Genomic DNA, 19,779 nt, shown 5'->3' with positions numbered 1-19,779 from the left:
TCACACTTAGCCAAAGTCTTAGTAAATAATCACCTGCACCGTCCGGAGCACACAGGGTGGGGCGCCTTCAAATCGATAGGAGACTAGTTACATGTCAGCTCAACTTGACCAGGTCACGGCACAAACGGCCAACGATCCTGATGCACAGGAAACCAAAGAATGGCTGGAGGCGTTGGAAGCCGTCCTGGAAAACGAAGGCCCTGAACGCGCCCACTACCTGATGGAGCGACTGGTCGACCTGGCCCGCCGCCGCGGCGCCGATATCCCGTTCTCCGCCAACACCGCTTACGTCAACACCATCCCCGCCCACAAAGAAGCCCACTGCCCGGGCAACCTGGAATACGAGGAGCGCCTGCGCTCCTGGATGCGCTGGAATGCGATGGCAATGGTGGTCAAGGCCAACCGCGCCGACGGCGACCTGGGCGGCCACCTGTCCTCGTTCGCCTCGCTGGCGAATATGCTGGGCATCGGTTTTAACCACTTCTGGAAGGCCGAGAGCGAAAACCACGGCGGCGACCTGCTGTACATCCAGGGCCATTCGTCCCCTGGCGTCTATGCGCGCGCCTTCCTGGAAGGCCGCCTGACCGAAGAACAACTGCTGAACTTCCGCCGCGAAGTGGACGGCAAAGGCTTGTCCTCCTACCCGCACCCGAAACTGATGCCGGAATTCTGGCAATTCCCGACCGTATCGATGGGCCTGGGCCCGTTGATGGCGATCTACCAGGCGCGTTTCCTGAAGTATCTGCACGCACGCGGCATCGCCAACACCGAAGGCCGCAAGGTCTGGGCCTTCTGCGGCGACGGCGAGATGGACGAACCGGAATCGATGGGCGCGATCGGCATGGCTGCCCGCGAACAGCTGGACAACCTGAACATCGTGGTCAACTGTAACCTGCAGCGCCTGGACGGTCCGGTGCGCGGCAACGGCAAGATCATTCAGGAACTGGAAGCGGACTTCCGCGGCGCCGGCTGGAACGTCATCAAGGTCATTTGGGGCCCGGGCTGGGACAACCTGCTGGCGCAGGACAAGGACGGCATCCTGCAGCGCGTAATGATGGAAACCGTGGATGGCGAATACCAGAACTACAAGGCCAAGGACGGCGCTTACGTGCGCAAGCACTTCTTCGGCAAGCATCCAAAGCTGCTGGAAATGGTCGCCAACATGTCCGACGACGATATCTGGCGCCTGACCCGCGGCGGCCACGATCCGCACAAGATCTACGCCGCATTCAAGCAGGCCAACGAATCGGTCGGCAAGCCGACCGTGCTGCTGGTCAAGACCGTCAAGGGCTTCGGCATGGGCAAGTCCGGCGAAGCGCGCAATACCGCGCACCAGACCAAGAAGCTGGACGACGAGGCAATCCGCGAAATGCGCGACCGCTTCAACATTCCGATCCCGGACGACCAGCTGAAAGACATCCCGTTCTTCAAGCCGTCCGACGACGCGCCGGAAATCAAATACCTGCACGAGCGCCGCAAGGCGCTGGGCGGCTACCTGCCTGCGCGCCGCACCAAGGCCGACGAGCAACTGGTGGTGCCGGGCCTGGACGCCTTCAAGGCCGTGACCGACCCGACCCCGGAAGGCCGCGAGATCTCCACCACCCAGGCCTTCGTGCGCATCATCACCGCACTGCTGCGCGACCAGTCCCTGGGCCAGCGCGTGGTGCCTATCCTGGTTGACGAGTCCCGTACCTTCGGTATGGAAGGCCTGTTCCGCCAGATCGGTATCTTCAACCAGCAAGGCCAGTTGTACGAGCCGGTCGACAAGGACCAGGTGATGTACTACCGCGAAGACAAGGCCGGCCAGATCCTGCAGGAAGGCATCAATGAAGCGGGCGGCATGAGCTCGTGGATCGCCGCTGCCACCTCGTACTCGACCAACAACCGCGTGATGATCCCGTTCTTCACCTACTACTCGATGTTCGGCCTGCAGCGCGTTGGCGACCTGGCATGGGCGGCGGGCGACATGCGTGCGCGCGGCTTCCTGATGGGCGGTACCGCCGGCCGTACCACGCTGAACGGCGAAGGCCTGCAGCACGAAGATGGCCACAGCCACATCATGGCTGCCACCATCCCGAACTGCGTGCCGTACGACCCGACCTTCGGCCACGAACTGGCAGTGATCGTGCAGGACGGCCTGCGCCGCATGGTAGGCGAGCAGGAAGATGTGTTCTACTACATCACCATCATGAACGAGAACTATGCCCACCCAGGCCTGAAGCCGGGCCAGGAAGAAGGCATCCTGAAGGGCATGTACCTGCTGCAAGAGGGCGACAAGGCCGCCAAGCAGCGTGTGCAGCTGATCGGCTCGGGCACCATCCTGCGCGAATCCATCTTCGCCGCGGAACTGCTGAAGAACGACTGGAACATCGCCGCCGACGTGTGGTCGGCTCCTTCGCTGACCCTGGTGGCGCGCGAAGGCACCGACTGCGAACGCTGGAATATGGTCAACCCGACCAAGGAACAGCGCGTGCCTTACGTGACCGGCCTGCTGAAGGACACCACCGGACCGATCGTTGCAACCACCGACTACATGCGTGCATTCGCTGAACAGATCCGTCCTTACATGCCGGAAGGCCGCACCTACAAGGTGCTGGGCACCGACGGCTTTGGCCGTTCGGACAGCCGCGCCAAGCTGCGCGAATTCTTCGAGGTGAACCGCTACTACATCACCGTCGCATCGCTGCGCGCCCTGGCGGACGAAGGCAAGATCGCGATGTCGGTGGTGGAAGACGCCATCAAGAAGTATGGCATCAACCCGAACAAGCCAAATCCGGTGACCCAATAAAGAGAAGACGGAGCAAACACTATGAGCATGGTTGAAGTGAAAGTCCCGGATATCGGCGACTTCAAGGAAGTCGAAGTCATCGAACTGATGGTCAAGGTTGGCGACACGATCAAGGTCGACCAGTCGCTGGTGACCGTCGAGTCGGATAAGGCATCGATGGAGATCCCTTCGTCGCAAGCCGGCGTCGTCAAGGAAATCAAAGTGAAGGTCGGCGACAAGGTCGCTGAAGGCTCGCTGCTGCTGATCGTGGAAGCTTCCGGTGACGCCGCCGGCGCCGCTCCGGCAGCACCAGCTCCTGTGGCCGCGGCGGCCGCCGCGCCAGCCGCCGCCCCGGCGCCTGCCGCTGCCGCCGCGCCTGCGCCGGCCGCAGCTTCGGCTGGCCCGGTCGAGGTGAAGGTGCCCGACATCGGCGACTTCAAGGAAGTGGAAGTGATCGAGGTGCTGGTCAAGGTTGGCGATACCATCGCCAAGGACCAGTCCCTGGTGACCGTTGAATCCGACAAGGCCTCCATGGAAATCCCATCGTCGCACGCCGGCGTGGTGAAAGAAGTGAAGGTCAAGGTTGGCGACAAGGTCGCTGAAGGCTCCCTGGTGCTGGTCGTGGACGCCGTCGGCGGTGCTGCGCCAGCGTCCGCGCCTGCCGCTGCGCCAGCTCCGGCTGCTGCTGCGCCGGCGGCGCCTGCGGGCGCCAGCGCCGCCGCCCCTGCGCCTGCCGCAGCGCCTGCAATGGCGGCCCCGGCCACTCCGGCCGCAAGCGGCAAAATGGCCCACGCCTCCCCATCCGTCCGCAAGTTCGCCCGCGAACTGGGCGTGGATGTGACCCGCGTCGGCGGCACCGGGCCGAAAGGCCGCGTGACCCAGCTAGACGTGCAGAACTACGTGAAGGGCATCATGTCCGGCGCCGCGGCGGCCCCGAACGCCGCCCCGGCGGCCGCTGGCAGCGGTGCAGGCCTGAATCTGCTGCCATGGCCATCGCTGGATTTCAGCAAGTTCGGCGAAACCGAACTGTCCCCGCTGCCGCGCATCAAGAAGATTTCCGGCCCTAACCTGCACCGCAACTGGGTCATGATCCCGCATGTGACGCAGTTCGAAGACGCCGACATCACCGACCTGGAACAGTTCCGCGTCGACAGCAACGCAGCCAACGCCAAGAACAAGGATGCCGTCAAGCTCACCATGCTGGCGTTCGTGATCAAGGCTTCCGTGACCGCGCTGAAGAAATTCCCGACCTTCAACTCGTCCCTGGACGAGAAGGGCGAGAACCTGATCCTGAAGAAGTACTACAACATCGGCTTCGCCGCCGACACGCCGCAAGGCCTGGTGGTGCCGGTTGTGAAGAATGCCGACCAGAAGTCCGTGACCCAGATCGCCAAGGAAATGGGCGAACTGTCACTGGCCGCGCGCGAAGGCAAGCTGAAGCCGACCGACATGCAGGGCGCCTGCTTCACCATTTCCTCGCTGGGCGGCATCGGCGGTACTGCCTTCACCCCGATTGTGAACGCACCGGAAGTGGCGATCCTCGGCCTGTCCAAGTCCTCCATGAAACCAGTATGGGACGGCAAGCAGTTCGTGCCGCGCCTGATGCTGCCGCTGTCGCTGTCCTACGACCACCGCGTGGTCGACGGCGCGTCCGGCGCCCGCTTCGCTGCATACCTGGCCGAAGTACTGGCCGATATGCGCAAGATCCTGCTGTAAGGAGGCCGCGATGATCGAAGTTAAAGTACCGAACATCGGCGACTTCAAGGACGTTGAAGTGATCGAACTGCTGGTCAAGGTTGGCGATACCGTCAAGGTCGACCAGTCGCTGGCCACAGTGGAATCCGACAAGGCGTCCATGGAGATTCCATCGACCCACGCTGGCGTGATCAAGGAACTCAAGATCAAGGTTGGCGATAAAGTGAGCGAAGGCTCCGCGCTGATGGTGCTGGAGGAAGCTGCGGGGGCAAGCGCCGCACCGGCCGCCGCCGCACCAGCGCCTGCCGCTGCCGCGCCGGCTCCTGTGGCTGCACCGGCCGCGCCAGCGGTCGCACCGACGGCGGGCGGCTACGCCGGCCAGGTCGACATCAGCTGCGACATGATGGTCCTGGGCGGCGGCCCGGGCGGCTACTCCGCCGCCTTCCGCTCCGCCGACCTGGGCATGAACACCGTGCTGGTCGAAAAATACGCGACCCTGGGCGGCGTCTGCCTGAACGTTGGCTGCATTCCATCGAAAGCCCTGCTGCACCTGGCAGCCGTGGTCGACGAGACCAGCCACATGGCCAAGAACGGCGTCACATTTGCCAAGCCGACTATCGACATCGACCAGGTGCGCAGCTACAAGGAAGGCGTCATCAAGAAGATGACCACCGGCCTGGCCGGCATGGCCAAGATGCGCAAGGTGAACGTCGTGCAAGGCGTAGGCCAGTTCCTCAGCCCTAACCACATCGAAGTCACCGCAGCCGACGGCAGCAAGAAAGTGGTCCAGTTCAAGCAAGCCATCATCGCCGCTGGTTCCAGCGTGGTGAAGCTGCCGTTCGTCCCTGAAGACAACCGTATCGTCGACAGCACCGGCGCGCTCGAACTGCGCTTTATGCCGAAAAAGATGCTGGTCATTGGCGGCGGCATCATTGGCCTTGAAATGGCCACCGTGTACAGCACCTTCGGCGCACGCATCGACGTGGTCGAGATGATGGACGGCCTGATGCAAGGCGCCGACCGCGAAGCAGTGAAGGTCTGGCAGAAGTACAACGAAAAGCGCTTCGACCGCATCATGACCAAGACCAAGACCGTTGGCGTGGAAGCGCTGCCGGAAGGGATCAAGGTCACCTTCGAAGCCGCCGAAGCCGGGGCTACCGCACCGGAACCTCAGATGTACGACATGGTCCTGGTCGCAGTGGGCCGCAGCCCGAACGGCAAAAAGCTCGCCGCCGACAAGGCCGGCGTGATCGTCACCGACCGCGGCTTCATTAACGTCGACAGCCAGATGCGCACCAATGTGCCGCACATCTTCGCCATTGGCGACATCGTCGGCCAGCCGATGCTCGCGCACAAAGCCGTGCACGAAGCGCACGTCGCAGCGGAAGCAGCGCACGGCGAGAAAGCCCACTTCGACGCCAGGATCATTCCATCGGTGGCCTACACCGACCCGGAAGTGGCATGGGCCGGCATTACCGAAGACGAAGCCAAAGCGAAAGGCATCAAGGTCGAGAAGGGCCACTTCCCATGGGCAGCCAGTGGCCGCGCCGTTGCCAATGGCCGTGACGAAGGCTTCACCAAGCTGCTGTTCGATGCCGAGACCCACCGCATCATCGGCGGCACCATTGTCGGAACCCACGCCGGCGACATGATCGGTGAAATCGCCCTGGCAATCGAAATGGGCGCCGACGGCATCGACATCGGCAAGACGATCCACCCGCACCCGACCCTGGGCGAGTCGATCGGCATGGCCGCCGAAGCGTACGAAGGCGTCTGCACCGACCTGCCGCCGCCGCGCAAGCGCTAAACATGCTCAGCAAAATGTCCACCTCGGGGTCAGGAACGAATGTGGACATTTTCTCTTCTTCAACGCGCAGCTTCGGCTGCGCGTATTCTTTGTACCGTCTTCGTTGAAACCTTGAAATGCTCGGCGATTTGAGCAGGGCTGTGCTGGCCCGCGCGCAGGGCTTCGGCGATGGCTTGCTGGCGCTCCATTTTGCCTTCGACCTTGGGCAGGGCGGGGGACTTCAGCGGATTGTGTCCACCGATTCCGGCCGATACAAAGTCGCAGTAGGCGCGGATGCGTTCTATATCGTTTGCGCCGTGAAAGCGTTCTCGAATGGTTGCCGTGTCCAGCCAATCCGGCGCCGCGACAAGACCAGCCGTCGCCCGGTAGCTGCTCCAGCGCCAATCCGCGGCGCCGGTCACCATTCCGGCCCGCACCGGATTCAATGTGACATACCGAGCAAGTTCGAGGAAATGGGATTCCTTTTCCAATAGCACGGAATGGAAGCGGCCCTGGAATACATGTCCGCACAGCCCGTGCCGTATATTGAAGTTCTGCGAATAGACGCAATTGAGGAAATGCATGCCCTCCGACAAATTGGGCAAAGGCGTTTCGAGCAGCAGGTGGAAGTGGTTCGGCATCTGGCAGTAAGCATGGCAGATGAAGCCAAAGCGGTCGGCAGTGCGCGCGACCAGGTCATGCCAGATCAGGTAGTCGCGTTCGTCGAGATAGATGTTGGCCTTGCGATTGCCACGTGCTGTGACGTGGTAGAAGGCGTTCGGAAGCAAGGGGCGTGGTGGTCGGCTCATCCACCGACGATATCACGGTGACAATAGAACGAACTGATCTAGATCAGGGGGAAAGCAGGGACATGGGGCGGAAGGAAAAATGTCCACTTTCCTTCCTGACCCCAAGGTGGACATTATTTCTGGTTGCGGTATTGCTCGAAGTGCTGGCTGTAGTCGTTCCAGTTGTCGTCGAACATCTTGCCGAACTGGTCCATGAAGTAGGCTTTCGCTTCTTCTTTTTTGCTGTTGTAGGTTTCCAGGTCGCCCTGGGCGCGGGCTACCAGGAAGATGTTGTAGCGTGCGGCTGCGAACAGCAGGCTGGCGCCAACCAGTTGCGGTGCGCCTTTATTGCTGTTTTCGTGGGCGTTGGCCAGTGCAATGTAGGCGTCGATGTTCTCGAAGAATTTCTGGTCGTCGTTCTGCTGCTGTTGGGTTGCTTGTTCGCTCATGATTTACTACCAATAAGTTGATACTCGGGGTGGGCATCGTGACACAGGAAACGCGTTGCTGCAATAAAAAACCGGGCTTTTGCCCGGTTTGTTGTTAGCTCGCTATGAAGCGCTCTGGGATTTCGATGCCGCCGCTATTGGCAGCTTCTGCATAGGCCTTCAGTTCATTGATCGCGGCATCCAGGTGCTCCTTGTTCGGGTTTTCCTGGAAACCTTTGATGCGTTCGTTGATCGTGGCGATTTTCCTGCTCCATTCGAGCCGATCGACCTTGCTCATACAACCTCCCACTTTAATTATGTTCTTGAGGAGATCAGTATCCGGCAGCTGGCCGACGCGCCACCGTGCGCTAGCGCACATACGCTGCCGCGCACGCTTAAGGCCTGCTTAACGCAGGATGCCGTTCAGGAAAAGGTCGACGCCTTGTTCAATTTCCTCGGGCGTGGTCGCCACGCCGCAGCGCGAATCGAACAGGAAGCGGCGCAACTGGTCGCCCATCAGGCAATTCATCAAGTGGATTGCCAGGCGCTCCGGCGAGGCCTCGGTTTTCAGCTGGGCGCGAATGTCGGCACGGGCGAAATAGTGCGCTACCAGCTCGCGCGTCTGGCGCGGGCCGGCATCCCAGAAGGCTTCCGCCAGGTCGGGATTGGCATGCGCTTCCGCCACCACGATCTGGTATAGCGCGGTAGCTTGCGGCGTGCTGACCAGACGGTGGAAGCGCAGGCCGAACTCCAGCAGCGTGTCGCGGATCGGGCGGTCGATGCTCGCCATGCCGACCGGGTCGAAGGCGCCCGCGCGGTGGCGCAGCAGGATGGCCTTCAGCAGCCCGGCCTTGCCGCCGAACTTGACGTAGATGGTGCGCACGGCAACCCGCGCTTCCCTGGCAATGGCTTCCAGGCTGACCTTGGCATATCCCTTTTCGAGGATGAGCCGCGCAGCCGTATCCAGCAGGTCGTTCAGGCGGGCTTCCGCCTCGGCAGCCTTGGGGCGGCCGGCTTTGACTGGCTCGGTAACTTGTTCAACAGACATGATTGAGAACCGTAAGTAATGCCCGAAGGCTAACAGATTGCCCCCACTTTAGGCCAATTAAAAATGAAATGCAATCGTTTCATTTCTTGACTTTCGTCATTGCTTGGCAAATAATGCACATGCCTCATTTCATTTTCAGGGAGTTTCCCACCATGTCCCAGCACAACCCAACCGAACAAAAAGTGCTCAGCGCCGTGCCAGAAGCCGGCGCGCCCGCAGCTACCCCGCCTAACCGTCGCGTGCTGGTGATCGCCGGCCTGATCGCCCTGGCCGCCCTGGCCGCGGGCGGCCGCATGTGGTACCACAGCCATCATTACGTTGAGACGGAAAACGCCTATGTGGCCGGCCACGTGCATCCGGTGTCGTCGCGCATTTCGGGCGTGGTAACCAAAGTGCTGGTGGAGGATAACCAGTTCGTGAAGGCCGGCGACGCGATCGCCGAACTCGATCCCTTCGACCAGCAGGTGAAGGTGGAACAGATCCAGGCGCAGATCGCCAGCGTGCAGCAGCAAGTCCTGCAGGCCGATGCCCAGATCGCGCAAGTGAATGCACAAGCCAGCGCCGCCGCCGCCCAAGTCGCGCAGGCGCAAGCGAACCAACTGCGCGCTTCGCAGGATGCAGAACGCTACGGCCAGCTGTATTCCAGCCAGATGAAGGCGGTGTCGAAGGCCGAACTGGATGCCGCCAATGCCGCCCGTGCCAGCGCCACTGCCGACGTGGCGGCGCGCAAGGACAGCGCAGCAGCTGCGAAAGCGCAAATCGCTTCCGCGACGTCCGCGCGCGAAGTGCTGAAGGCGCAGGTAAAGGTGCTGCAAGTACAGCTGAAAGACGCGCAGCAGCAACTGGCATACAACCGCATCGTCGCCCCGGTCGAAGGCCGCGTCGGCAAGCGCAACCTGGAGGTAGGCCAGCGCGTTCAGCCAGGCCAGCAGCTGGTGGCGCTGGTGCAGGACAATGTGTGGATCACTGCCAACTTCAAGGAAACCCAGCTAGCCGACATGCGTGTGGGCCAGGAAGTGAACCTGGCCATCGATGCGCTGCCCGGCAAGGAACTGGTGGGCCGCGTCGACTCGTTCTCGCCGGCCTCCGGTGCCCAATTTGCGCTGCTGCCGGCCGATAACGCCACCGGCAACTTCACCAAGATCGTGCAGCGCATTCCGGTGAAGATCACCTTCAAGCCGGAGGACCTGAAGGCCTACGCAGGCCGTCTTGTGCCAGGCATGTCGGCCATCGCTGAAGTCAGCATCAGTTCCGGCGCGAACGCAAAATGAGTGCCCCAATGACGGTGCCTGAAGGCCGGGTATCCGGCCGCACCTGGATCGCAGTCGCAGCGGGCATGCTGGGCGCCTTCATGGCCGTGCTGGATATCCAGATCACCAACTCCTCGCTGCGCGACATCCTTGGCGCGCTGAACGCGACGCAGGAAGAGGGCTCCTGGATTTCGACCGCCTACCTGGTGGCCGAGATCATCGTGATCCCGCTGACGGCGCTGCTGACGCGCACCTTCGGCATGCGCGGCTACATGATGGGCACGACCGCGCTGTTCCTGGTGTTCTCGACCTTGTGCGGGGCGGCCTGGAACCTGGAAAGCATGATCCTGTTCCGCATGATGCAGGGCTTTACCGGCGGCGCGCTGATCCCGATGGCGATGACTCTGGTGATGGCCAAGCTGCCGCCGTCCAAGCGCGCGGCCGGCATGGCGATTTTCGGCCTGACCGCCACGCTGGCGCCTTCCATGGGCCCGACCCTGGGCGGCTACCTGAGCGAACTGTATGGCTGGCCTTCGATCTTCTACATCAACTGGGTGCCCGGCCTGCTGCTGATCGCCGGCGTGGCGTATGGCCTCGACCGCGAAGAACGCAAACTCAGCGAGTTGTTGCACGCCGACTGGCTCGGCATCGCCTTCATGGCGCTGGGCCTGGGCTGCCTGACCATCTTCCTGGAAGAAGGCAATAGCAAGGACTGGTTCGAGTCCGGCTTCATCATCGCGTTCGCGGGCTTGTCCATCGTTGGCCTGCTGGGATGGGTGCTGACCAGCGCGATGCGCCCGCAACCTTTCGTCAACCTGGGCTTGTTCACGCAGCGCAATTTCCTGGTGGCGTCGGCGCTGGCGGCGGTGATGGGCATGGGCTTGTACGGCTCATCCTTCCTGCTGCCGCTGTACCTGGGCCAGATCGCCGGTTACTCGCCGATGCAGATTGGCGAAGTGATCATGTGGGCCGGCTTGCCGCAGCTCTTCATCATGCCGATTGCAGCCAAGCTGTCGATGAAGGTCGACAACCGCATCCTGTGCTCGATCGGGCTGGGTCTGTTCGGCGTGTCCTGCATCATGAATGCCTACATGGACGCGAGCACCGGCTACGACCAGTTGCTGCTGTCGCAGGTAGTGCGCGCACTGGGCCAGCCGTTCGTGATGCTGACGCTGTCGAACTTTGCCATGAACGGCATTGCGCCGAAAGACACCGCATCGGCATCGAGCCTGTTCAACATGATCCGCAACCTGGGCGGCTCGATCGGCATTGCTCTATTGGCAACGCAACTGACGCAGCGCGAACACTTCCACTCGGCGCGCCTGGGGGAGGCGGTGAACAGCTTCTCGGCAGCGACCCAGTTGCGCCTGGACCAGTTGACCCAGAACTTCATCAGCAAGGGCTTCGACCCGGTCACCGCGTCGGACAAGGCGCTCAAGGCGGTGGATGGCATCGTGCGGCGCGAGTCCTTCGTGATGGCTTACAACGACGGCTTCCTGATCGTGGGCGGCATCCTGCTGTCCTGCATCCTGATCCTGTGGCTGTCCGACAAGGTGAAGTCCCCCTCGGGCGGCGGCGCGGGTGCGCATTAAAAAAGAATTGAGGTAAACAGTATGAACATCAAATTGATTGCAATGGCAGTTGGCGCGGCGGCAGTATTGGCCGGTTGCGGCACCGTAGGCGACGACTTCAAGGCGCCTGCGGGGATGCAGGAGCAGGCCTTCCGCCATGCGCCGCAAGGCGCGGCAGGCGAGGCCCGACTGCCGGCGCAGTGGTGGACCGTGTTCAGCGACGACACGCTGAACCGGCTTGAGCACCAGGCCCTGCGCGACAGCCCGACCGTGAAGGCGGCGGCGCAGCGCCTGTTCCAGGCCGAAGCGCAACTGGGACTGGCGAAAGCCAGCCAGTTGCCATCCGTGACGCTCAGTACCGGCGTATCGAACTCGCGCACCTCGGCCAATACCTCGCAAGGCATCGCGCTGGGCCACCGTTCGATCCACGGCAACAACTACTCGGTCGCCGCAGGCTTCTCGTATGAACTGGACCTGTTTGGCCGCGTACGCCGCGCCGTGGAATCGGCCGACGCGCAAGCGCTGGCTGCCAGCCATGACCGCGATGGCGTACTGTTGCTGCTGTCGTCGCAGATCGCCACCACTTACTGGCAGTTGCGCGGCCTGGACGCCGAGATGGCGATCCTGCGCGGCGCGCTGGCCACCCGCAAGGAAACCGAAGAACTGGTGAATGCCCGCTTCAGCGCCGGGCTGTCGAACGAGCTCGATACCTCGCGCGCCCGCATCGAACGCGCCAACGCCGAAGCCGACCTGGAAGAAGTGCAACGCCAGCGCAACACGCTGGAGCATGCATTGGCCGTGCTGGTAGGCGCGTCGCCATCGACCATGCAACTGGAGCAGTCAGGCGCCACCGAATTGCCGGCACCGCCGGTGATTCCGGCCGGCGTTCCTGCCAGCTTGCTGGCCCACCGTCCTGACCTGGCAGCCAGTGTCGCTACCCTGCGCGCGACCAACGCCAACGTCGGCGTGGCGCAAGGCGCGTTCTATCCGTCGATCAGCCTGACCGGCAATTTCGGCTACGCGTCCGAGAGCCTGGGCGACATCGCCAAAGGCGGCTCGCGCGTGTTCAGTTTCGGCCCGCTGGCTTTGTCGCTGCCGATCTTCGACGGTGGCCGCAACCAGTCCAACCTGACGGTCGCCAAGGCCCGCTATGAAGAAGCGGTCGCCAACCACGAAGGCAGGTTGCTGACTGCCCTGCGTGAAGTGGAAGACGCCCTGTCCGACGTGCAGCAGCGCACGCAGCAAGGCAAGGTCCAGGCGACATCGCGCGAAGCCGCCACCCGCGCCTACGACGTCGCCCGCGCCCGCTACGAGCGCGGCATCAGCACCTACCTCGACGTCACCGACGCCCAGCGCAGCGCCTTGGCAGCCGACCGCGCAGCCGTGCAGATCGAGACCCAGCGCCTGCTCGCGACAGTGAGCTTCGCCCGCGCCCTCGGCGGCGGCTGGCAAGCCCCTTAACGCATAAAAGTCGGGGTCAGCTCCTGACCCTTCCCCTCATATTTCACTGACACGCACCATCGATATCAGTTCGACAAGTGCGTGTTTGAGATCTGTCAGGTGGATCGAAGGCGGCTGGGCCTCACTAATCCAATGCATCGCCAATGACAGGATTGACAGGGTGCTGGCGGCCTTCGCGCGACTGCCGTAGGCGACATTGAAACCTATCTTGCGAGCGGCGAGTCCGATAAGCCAGAGTGCGTACGCGAGCAACGCTCCCAGTAAAAGCAATACAGCCAGGCGTCGCAATGTGTAGGTTTGGCTAAAGCGTAGCCCCATACCCCACTGCGCGTTCTTGAGATCGCGGAAAGTCTGTTCAATCTGCATGCGGCCGGCATAGATGTTTGCCACTTGCTCGGCATTGAGGGAGGCGAGCTTGGGTGAAACGGCGAGCAACCATGGCTCGCGTTGTCCCTTACTATTCTTCTTGCTGCGGCAGCTGCGCGCCAGCTTGCCGATCTTGGTCAGCCGGTGCCGCCCCTTGGCCTGGCGTTTCAATAGGACGAGCCGACACAGGGCAGGATTGGCCCGCGTATAGAAGTATTGACCCAGGTCGCGCGCGTGGGCGCATGCCTGCGCATAGAGTGTTTTGCAGCCAGCCCAGTCAGAACTGTCGTGTGGGCGCACCATGTCCCGATTTCGGATTCTCCCTACCCAGGCAAATCCGAGCTGGTTAAGCAGCTTGAACCAACTGGCGCGAAAGCCGGCATCGGTGATGATGATAGCTCGGCTGCCAGGCGGCAGTATGCTACGCAACGATTGCATGAAGTTTCGGTGCACAATCGGTGAACCGAGCTTGGCACAGGGATGGACTTCTTCATATAACGTGAAAGCGCGGCCCTTGATGATGGCCGCTGCCCGCAGCAACTGAATACTGCTATCGTCGCGTACCGCCGACCAGTCCACAGCAATCTGCACGCCAGGGCGGCGAATCACGCGACGCGCCATCGCGCGGTACACCGCATGCTTTTCCTGCGCCAGATGGGGATTGCTCAAAAGTCGATCGCAGCATTTGATGCGATGACGCAATTGCGTCGCCGAGGCCAATTTCTTGCCCATGCGCACCAGGCTCAGGCCACCATGCAACGCCGCGATTGCCACCTTGGCCAGGCATGCTCGCCGCTTGGCATGCATGTTCGGACATTCCTGCTCCAATAACCCCTGTATGATTGCATGTGCATGCATGGCTTATTCCTTTCCCTCGCAGTTTGGACGCTACGAATGAAAGGGGTGACACAGCCATGCATGCGCCGTTTTTGGGATTGAAAGTTAACAGCTTCCTTAGACGTTTACAACAAAAATATGAGGGGAAGGGTCAGGGTCAGCTCCGGCAATCGGACATTTCTTTCGCTAGCGAAAGAAATGTCCGATTGCCGGAGCTGACCCCGACTTTTTAATTGATAGGGCCGAGGCGGGCGAGCATGAAGTCGATGAAGCTGGTCAGCTTGGGCGTGGGCTGGCGGTTGCGGGGGTAGAGCAGGTGCATGGGGCGTGGGGTGGGCAGGTAGTCGTCCAGCACGCGTACCAGGCGGCCGGCGGCGATGTCTTGCGCCAGCGCTGTTTCCGCTTGCATGATCAGGCCGAAGCCTTTCAGGGCCGCTTGCTTTAACGCGTAGCTGTTGTTGGCGCGCAGGCGGCTCAGGGGCACGTGGCGGCTGTCCTTGATGCCCTTCAGGCGCCAGCGCGCTTGCGGCACCCAGCCGCTGAATTCCAGGCATTCGTGCTGCGCGAGATCGGCCGGTTCTTGCGGGACGCCGCGCCGTGCCAGGTAGCCGGGCGAGCCGCAAATCACCACGCCGTATGGCCGCAGCGGGCGCGCCACCAGCGATGAATCTTCCAGCGTGCCAATGCGCACTGCGACGTCGAAACCTTCTTCCACCACGTCGATCATGCGGTCGTTCAGGCTCAGGTCCACGCTGACTTCGGGGTACATATCGAGGAAGTCGGGAAGCATGGGAGCTAGCCATTCCATTCCGAACGAGACCGCCGCGGTGACCTTCAGGACGCCGCGTGGCGTGATGCGCATGGTTTCGGCCAGGCTTTCGGCGGCGCTGATCTGCGCCAGGATGGCGCGGCATTGTTCGGCATATTGGCGGCCGATTTCGGTCAGCGACTGGCGCCGCGTAGTGCGGGTGAGCAGGGCGGCGCCGAGTTTCTGTTCGAGTTCCCGCACGTGCTTGCCGACCATGACGGCAGAGATGCCGAAGCGTTCGGCCGCTGCCGTGAAGCTGCCGCTGTCGACGGCGGCGACGAAGACTTCCATGCTGCGCAATTTATCCATTGCTAACCATTGGTTTGTAATTATGTAAATGATAGCTCATTTATTCCTGCGGGGACGGAGAGCATACTGGCTCCACTTCGAAACCCAACAGGAGATTCAACATGAAGAAGATCATCGTGATCGGCGCCTCGGGCACCATCGGCAAAGCCATCGTGGAGCAACTGGGCTTGCGCCATGAAGTGATCAGCGTGGGCCGCAACAGCGGCCAATACCAGGTCAGGATCGAAGACCCGGCGTCGGTCCAGGCGCTGTTCGAGCAGGTGGGCAAGGTCGATGGCGTGGTGGTGGCTGCCGGCGATGCGCACTTTGGCGCGCTGCAGGAAATGTCGGCCGAGCAGTTCCACATCGGCCTGAACTCGAAGCTGATGGGCCAGGTGAATGTGGCGCTGGCTGCGCAGAAATACCTGAACGACGGCGGCTCGATCACCCTGACCAGCGGCAGCCTGTCCCATAATCCGATCCGCCTCGGCGTCAATGCCAGCACCGTCAACGCGGCCGTGGATGGCTTCGTGCTGGGCGCCGCTGTCGAGATGCCGCGCGGCCTGCGCATCAATTCCGTGAGCCCGACCCTGGTCGATGAGTCGGTCGATGTTTACGGTGCATATTTCTACGGCATGGAAACTGTTCCGGTGAAGCGCGCCGCCCTGGCTTACAGCCGCAGCGTAGAGGGCGCGGAAAACGGCAAGACCTATCGCGTGTGGTAATGCGTACGGTCCTGGTTATTGGCGGCTCAGGCACCATCGGCAGCGCGGTGGTGCGGGAGCTGGGCGTGCGCCACCGCGTGATCACTGCTGGCCGCAGCAGCGGCGATCACCGCGTGGCGATCGAGGATTTCGCTTCGGTGCAGTCGCTGTTTGCGGCAGCGGGCAGGGTGGATCATGTGGTGGTGGCGGCAGGTGCGCTCCACGTCGGCCCGCTGGAGGCGATGACGCACGGCCAGTTCCGCATCGGCCTCGACTCGAAGCTGGCGGGGCAGGTGAATGTGACGCTCGTTGCGCAGCACGCGCTGAATGACGGCGGCTCCATCACGTTGACCAGCGGCGTAGATGCCCATCACCCGCTGCGCGGTTGCGCCAACACGGTGGCCGTCAACAACGGCATCGAGGCCTTTGCCCGCGGCGCGGCACTGGAGCTGCAGCGCGGCCTTCGCATCAACGTGGTCAATCCTTCGCTGCTGGAGGAGTCGGCAGAAAAATTCGATTCGCTGTTCCATGGTTTCGAGCCCGTTCCGGCCAGCCGCGTTGCACGTGCCTACAGCCGTTGCGTGGAAGGCGCAGAAAGCGGAAAAACTTACCGCGCCTGGTAAACGCAGGCATACAATGTGGCCTTCCTTTCAATTGTAGAGAAAAGGCCACATGAAAAACCTCCTGACTCCGCTGCTGCTGGCGCTTGCTGGCGCCGCTGCTGCCGCTGCTCCCGCCGACGTCGCCGAACTGCAGAAAATGACCAGGCGTTACGCGCCGGTGCAACTGAAAGCCGACACCTCGCACTTGTCCTCCGGCGACCGGCTGGCGATCAAGAAGCTGATCGAGGCGGCGAAGATCGTCGACACCCTGCAACTGCGCCAGCGCTGGTCCGGCAATGAAGCCTTGTACGCTGCGCTGCAAAAGGACAGGTCCGCACTGGGCAAGGCGCGCGCCGATTACTTCTGGCTGAATAAAGGCCCGTGGTCCATCCTCGATGGCCACAAGTCTTTCCTGCCGGCGGAGGTGGCTGGAATCAGGGTGCCTGGCCATAAGCCTGCCGGTGCCAACTTCTATCCGGAAGGCGCGACCAAGGAAGAACTGGAATCCTGGATCAATGGCTTGCCTGCAGCCCAAAAGCAGGAAGCGCAGTGGTTCTTCACCACCATCCGCAAGGGTGATGATGGGAAGTTCAAGACCGTCAAATATTCGGACGAGTACGGGCCGGAGCTGGAAAAGTTGTCCAGGCTGTTGAAGGAGGCGGCTGCCGCCACCAGCAACGCTTCGCTGAAGAAGTTCCTCGACCTGCGCGCCGACGCCTTCCTGTCCAACGATTACCTGCCCTCCGACTTCGCCTGGATGGACCTGGATTCGCCGGTGGACGTCACCATCGGCCCGTACGAAACCTATAACGACGAACTGTTTGGCTACAAGGCTGCCTTCGAAGCCTATGTGAACATCCGCGACGAAAAGGAAACGCGCAAGCTGGACTTCTTTGCCAAGCATATGCAGGAGCTGGAAGACAACTTGCCGCTCGATCCGAAATACCGCAACCCGAAAGTAGGTGCCGTGGCGCCGATGGTGGTGGTGAACCAGGTGTATGGCGCAGGCGATGGCAATATGGGCGTTCAGACCGCCGCCTACAACCTGCCGAACGACGAGCGCATCATCAGCCAGCGCGGCTCCAAGCGCGTGATGCTGAAGAACGTGCAGGAAGAAAAATTCAAAGCCACGCTGACCCCGATCGCCAAGCTGGTGCTGCGTCCGGCGGACCAGAAGGACCTGGACTTCAATTCCTTCTTCACCCACATCCTGGCGCATGAAATCACGCATGGCCTGGGCCCGCACATCACCAGGACCGGCGCCACCGAGTCGACCCCGCGCCAGGACCTGAAGGAAACTTATTCCACCATCGAGGAAGCGAAGGCCGACATCACCGGCCTGTTCGCCCTGATGTACATGATGGAGAAGGGCCAGTTGAAGGACACGCTGGGCCAGGGCGAGGCTGCCGAGCGCAAGCTGCACACCACCTTCCTCGCTTCAGCTTTCCGCACGCTGCACTTCGGCCTGACCGACTCGCACGCACGCGGCATGGCGATCCAGGTCAACTACCTGCTGGATAAAGGCGCCTTCGTCTCGCACGGCGACGGCACCTTCTCGGTCGACTTCAGGAGGATCAAACAAGCGGTGCTCGATCTCGACCGCGAATTCCTCACCATCGAGGCGACCGGCGATTATGCGCGCGCCAAGGATATGATGGCGCAGTATGTGGTCATTCGTCCAGACGTGCAGAAGGCCCTGGACAAGATGAAGAAAGTGCCGAATGACATTCGTCCATCTTTCCCGACTGCTAACTCCTTGCTGGCAAAATAAACTTGTCGACTAGCTCAGCCAATATTTTGTAACAGCTCAGAAACTCCGGTAACAGCTTGCCGCTAGGCATGTATAGTTGAATCCAGTTACCGGAGTCTTGTTATGAAGCTGAGCCTGCCAATCCTGCTGTCCTGCTGCGCTGCCTCTGCCGGCGCTGCACAGCTGACTGAAACCGAAACCCGCTGGCTGCAAGCCGGCGCTCCCGTGCTGGCCTACGCCAAGCAGGAACTCAAGCTGCCGATCGATATCGTGGTCCAGCCGCAGGCCGGACCGAATGACGTGCCGCTGGCCATGGGGTTTGCCGATGGCCGCTGCAAGCTGGTGTTTTCGATGCGCGGCAACCCGCAGGCGGAAGAAGTGCTGAACGGCGTGCCTGCCGAGCAACAAAAAGTCTTGATCGAGGCCATGACTGCACACGAAGTCGGCCATTGCTGGCGCCAGGCCCAGGGCAGCTGGCATGCCTTGCCGGCCGGCTTTGTCGAAGGTCCGCAGCAGCAGCCCGACAATCCGGAATTGCAAGCCCTGACGAAAGCCATGCGCGACACCCGCCGCGAGGAAGCCTTCTCCGACCTGGTGGCCCTGGCCTGGACGCAGCGCGCCAACGCGGCGCACTACACGCAGGTGCATGCCTGGCTGATGCAGGTGCGCCAGCCTGTCGAGCATGGATCGCACAATACGCGCGCCTGGTTGCAACTTGCTGCCAATGGCGCTGTGTTCTCCAGCGAACATAATCCCTTCGAACAGGCACGGCTGCTGTGGGGTAAAGGGCTACTTAAAGACGAGCAATAACGCAACTGTGTTCGGTCGCGCACAGAAATTAGTTCCCAGGAGGCGTGTAATCGCCATGCAAACCATCCTAAAGGGGACTAACCATGAAGAAAATCCTGTGTATTTCGCTGGCTGCCCTGTTCAGCACTTCGTTCGCTGTCGCCCAGGCTGCCGATAACGACGCCTACAAGGCGGCGAAGGACAAGGCTGAATCCGACTACAAGGTTGCTAAAGACAATTGCAAGAGCCTGAAGGACAATGCTGAAGACATCTGCAAAGAGGAAGCCAAAGTAGCCGAAGCGCGCGCCATCCTCGATGCGACCAGGCAGCACCAGAATACGGCCAAGGACGTCGACAAAGCACAGCGCAAGCTGGCCGACGCCGAGTATGACCTGGCCAAGGAACGTTGCGACGACATGAGCGGCTCGGCAAAATCGGCCTGCAAGTCCGACGCCAAGTCGGCCCACAAAACCGCGCTGGCCAGCGCCGGCACCACCAGCACCACGGCTGCCGTAGCCCGGAACACGCGTGAAGCCGGCACCAACCTGGCCAATACCACGCGCGACGCAACGGCCGATACCCGCGCAGCGGCTCGCGAGGCAACCGCCGACACCCGCACCGCGATGTCCGACACCATGATCACCACCAAGGTGAAGGCTGAATATGCAGCCGATCCGCTGGTCAAGGCCATGGACGTTCACGTGGAAACACAGAAGGGTATCGTCATGCTGAGCGGCTTCGTGCCATCGAAAGCGGAAGCGGATAAAGCGATCGAACTGGCCCGCAAGATTGAGGGCGTGCAGGAAGTAAAATCTTCCCTGCAAATCAAGAAGTAAGCGGC

17 protein-coding genes are annotated in these 19,779 nt (G+C 61.8%); 11 read left to right on the top strand and 6 right to left on the bottom strand.

Features of this window, described 5'->3' with window-relative positions; genetic code table 11:
* Positions 1-91: 91 nt before the first annotated feature.
* From aceE to lpdA, 3 genes are read left to right on the top strand one after another with little or no spacing between them, the layout of a single operon-like run.
* Positions 92-2,788, top strand: a complete 2,697-nt coding sequence (gene aceE / locus ACWBU6_RS24395) for a pyruvate dehydrogenase (acetyl-transferring), homodimeric type (RefSeq protein ID WP_452645918.1) — start codon at positions 92-94, stop codon at positions 2,786-2,788.
* Positions 2,789-2,809: 21 nt separating this feature from the next.
* Positions 2,810-4,483: a dihydrolipoyllysine-residue acetyltransferase gene (gene aceF / locus ACWBU6_RS24390; protein ID WP_452645917.1), complete on the top strand. Its 1,674-nt coding sequence runs from the start codon at positions 2,810-2,812 to the stop codon at positions 4,481-4,483.
* 10 nt (positions 4,484-4,493) lie between these two features.
* The gene (lpdA, locus tag ACWBU6_RS24385; RefSeq protein ID WP_452645916.1) at positions 4,494-6,269 is read left to right on the top strand and encodes a dihydrolipoyl dehydrogenase; all 1,776 of its coding nucleotides are present in this window, start codon (positions 4,494-4,496) and stop codon (positions 6,267-6,269) included.
* A 59-nt stretch (positions 6,270-6,328) separates the two neighbouring features.
* On the opposite strand, the gene ACWBU6_RS24380 is transcribed toward lpdA, so the two are convergent.
* From ACWBU6_RS24380 to ACWBU6_RS24365, 4 genes are all read right to left on the bottom strand, one after another.
* Positions 6,329-7,036, bottom strand: a complete 708-nt coding sequence (locus tag ACWBU6_RS24380; protein WP_452645915.1) for a transposase — start codon at positions 7,034-7,036, stop codon at positions 6,329-6,331.
* A 134-nt stretch (positions 7,037-7,170) separates the two neighbouring features.
* Positions 7,171-7,485, bottom strand: a complete 315-nt coding sequence (locus ACWBU6_RS24375; protein ID WP_452645914.1) for a DUF3144 domain-containing protein — start codon at positions 7,483-7,485, stop codon at positions 7,171-7,173.
* 94 nt (positions 7,486-7,579) lie between these two features.
* Positions 7,580-7,762, bottom strand: coding sequence for a hypothetical protein (locus ACWBU6_RS24370; protein WP_130310722.1), 183 nt, complete (start codon positions 7,760-7,762; stop codon positions 7,580-7,582).
* A 108-nt stretch (positions 7,763-7,870) separates the two neighbouring features.
* Complete coding sequence (locus ACWBU6_RS24365) at positions 7,871-8,512, bottom strand: TetR/AcrR family transcriptional regulator (protein ID WP_452645913.1); 642 nt, start codon at positions 8,510-8,512, stop codon at positions 7,871-7,873.
* A gap of 152 nt (positions 8,513-8,664) precedes the next feature.
* Between ACWBU6_RS24365 and ACWBU6_RS24360 the strand changes: the two genes are divergently transcribed.
* Genes ACWBU6_RS24360 through ACWBU6_RS24350 form a run of 3 tightly spaced genes read left to right on the top strand, consistent with a single transcriptional unit; the run spans position 8,665 to position 12,794 of the window.
* On the top strand, positions 8,665-9,783 hold the full coding sequence (locus tag ACWBU6_RS24360; protein ID WP_452645912.1) for an HlyD family efflux transporter periplasmic adaptor subunit: 1,119 nt from the start codon (positions 8,665-8,667) through the stop codon (positions 9,781-9,783).
* Positions 9,784-9,791: 8 nt separating this feature from the next.
* A complete protein-coding gene (locus ACWBU6_RS24355; RefSeq protein WP_452645911.1) occupies positions 9,792-11,354 on the top strand; it encodes a DHA2 family efflux MFS transporter permease subunit in 1,563 nt (520 codons plus the stop codon).
* Between the two features lie 21 nt (positions 11,355-11,375).
* Positions 11,376-12,794 carry an efflux transporter outer membrane subunit gene (locus ACWBU6_RS24350; protein WP_452645910.1) on the top strand — a complete coding sequence of 473 codons (1,419 nt, stop codon included), beginning with the start codon at positions 11,376-11,378 and terminating at the stop codon, positions 12,792-12,794.
* Between the two features lie 36 nt (positions 12,795-12,830).
* Here ACWBU6_RS24350 and ACWBU6_RS24345 read toward each other — a convergent pair whose 3' ends face one another.
* Positions 12,831-14,018: an IS4 family transposase gene (locus ACWBU6_RS24345; RefSeq protein WP_452644560.1), complete on the bottom strand. Its 1,188-nt coding sequence runs from the start codon at positions 14,016-14,018 to the stop codon at positions 12,831-12,833.
* Between the two features lie 208 nt (positions 14,019-14,226).
* Positions 14,227-15,114 (bottom strand): LysR family transcriptional regulator, encoded by an 888-nt coding sequence (locus ACWBU6_RS24340; protein ID WP_452645909.1) that lies wholly within the window; start codon positions 15,112-15,114, stop codon positions 14,227-14,229.
* A 101-nt stretch (positions 15,115-15,215) separates the two neighbouring features.
* Here ACWBU6_RS24340 and ACWBU6_RS24335 point away from each other — a divergent pair, with 101 nt between their 5' ends.
* The 5 genes from ACWBU6_RS24335 to ACWBU6_RS24315 all read left to right on the top strand — a co-directional run bounded on the left by ACWBU6_RS24335 (position 15,216) and on the right by ACWBU6_RS24315 (position 19,774).
* A complete protein-coding gene (locus ACWBU6_RS24335) occupies positions 15,216-15,818 on the top strand; it encodes a short chain dehydrogenase (protein WP_452645908.1) in 603 nt (200 codons plus the stop codon).
* Positions 15,818-16,420, top strand: a complete 603-nt coding sequence (locus ACWBU6_RS24330) for a short chain dehydrogenase (protein ID WP_452645907.1) — start codon at positions 15,818-15,820, stop codon at positions 16,418-16,420. The genes ACWBU6_RS24335 and ACWBU6_RS24330 overlap by 1 nt, the downstream gene beginning before the upstream one ends.
* A gap of 49 nt (positions 16,421-16,469) precedes the next feature.
* Positions 16,470-18,170 carry a dipeptidyl-peptidase 3 family protein gene (locus ACWBU6_RS24325; protein ID WP_452645906.1) on the top strand — a complete coding sequence of 567 codons (1,701 nt, stop codon included), beginning with the start codon at positions 16,470-16,472 and terminating at the stop codon, positions 18,168-18,170.
* Between the two features lie 102 nt (positions 18,171-18,272).
* A complete protein-coding gene (locus tag ACWBU6_RS24320; RefSeq protein WP_452645905.1) occupies positions 18,273-18,959 on the top strand; it encodes a hypothetical protein in 687 nt (228 codons plus the stop codon).
* 83 nt (positions 18,960-19,042) lie between these two features.
* On the top strand, positions 19,043-19,774 hold the full coding sequence (locus ACWBU6_RS24315) for a BON domain-containing protein (protein ID WP_452645904.1): 732 nt from the start codon (positions 19,043-19,045) through the stop codon (positions 19,772-19,774).
* Positions 19,775-19,779 lie beyond the last annotated feature (5 nt).

The organism is Pseudoduganella sp. HUAS MS19 (genome assembly GCF_053615455.1).
The sequence above is the reverse complement of the archived record's forward strand: the minus strand, read 5'-3'. Positions and strand labels throughout refer to the sequence as shown.

Bases quoted from the DNA above. Each gene is read 5' to 3' on its own strand.
- aceE (WP_452645918.1), top strand. From the start codon at position 92: ATGTCAGCTCAACTTGACCAGGTCACGGCACAAACGGCCAACGATCCT.
- aceF (WP_452645917.1), top strand. From the start codon at position 2,810: ATGAGCATGGTTGAAGTGAAAGTCCCGGATATCGGCGACTTCAAGGAA.
- lpdA (WP_452645916.1), top strand. From the start codon at position 4,494: ATGATCGAAGTTAAAGTACCGAACATCGGCGACTTCAAGGACGTTGAA.
- ACWBU6_RS24375 (WP_452645914.1), bottom strand. From the start codon at position 7,485: ATGAGCGAACAAGCAACCCAACAGCAGCAGAACGACGACCAGAAATTC.
- ACWBU6_RS24370 (WP_130310722.1), bottom strand. From the start codon at position 7,762: ATGAGCAAGGTCGATCGGCTCGAATGGAGCAGGAAAATCGCCACGATC.
- ACWBU6_RS24365 (WP_452645913.1), bottom strand. From the start codon at position 8,512: ATGTCTGTTGAACAAGTTACCGAGCCAGTCAAAGCCGGCCGCCCCAAG.
- ACWBU6_RS24360 (WP_452645912.1), top strand. From the start codon at position 8,665: ATGTCCCAGCACAACCCAACCGAACAAAAAGTGCTCAGCGCCGTGCCA.
- ACWBU6_RS24355 (WP_452645911.1), top strand. From the start codon at position 9,792: ATGACGGTGCCTGAAGGCCGGGTATCCGGCCGCACCTGGATCGCAGTC.
- ACWBU6_RS24350 (WP_452645910.1), top strand. From the start codon at position 11,376: ATGAACATCAAATTGATTGCAATGGCAGTTGGCGCGGCGGCAGTATTG.
- ACWBU6_RS24345 (WP_452644560.1), bottom strand. From the start codon at position 14,018: ATGCATGCACATGCAATCATACAGGGGTTATTGGAGCAGGAATGTCCG.
- ACWBU6_RS24340 (WP_452645909.1), bottom strand. From the start codon at position 15,114: ATGGATAAATTGCGCAGCATGGAAGTCTTCGTCGCCGCCGTCGACAGC.
- ACWBU6_RS24335 (WP_452645908.1), top strand. From the start codon at position 15,216: ATGAAGAAGATCATCGTGATCGGCGCCTCGGGCACCATCGGCAAAGCC.
- ACWBU6_RS24330 (WP_452645907.1), top strand. From the start codon at position 15,818: ATGCGTACGGTCCTGGTTATTGGCGGCTCAGGCACCATCGGCAGCGCG.
- ACWBU6_RS24325 (WP_452645906.1), top strand. From the start codon at position 16,470: ATGAAAAACCTCCTGACTCCGCTGCTGCTGGCGCTTGCTGGCGCCGCT.
- ACWBU6_RS24320 (WP_452645905.1), top strand. From the start codon at position 18,273: ATGAAGCTGAGCCTGCCAATCCTGCTGTCCTGCTGCGCTGCCTCTGCC.
- ACWBU6_RS24315 (WP_452645904.1), top strand. From the start codon at position 19,043: ATGAAGAAAATCCTGTGTATTTCGCTGGCTGCCCTGTTCAGCACTTCG.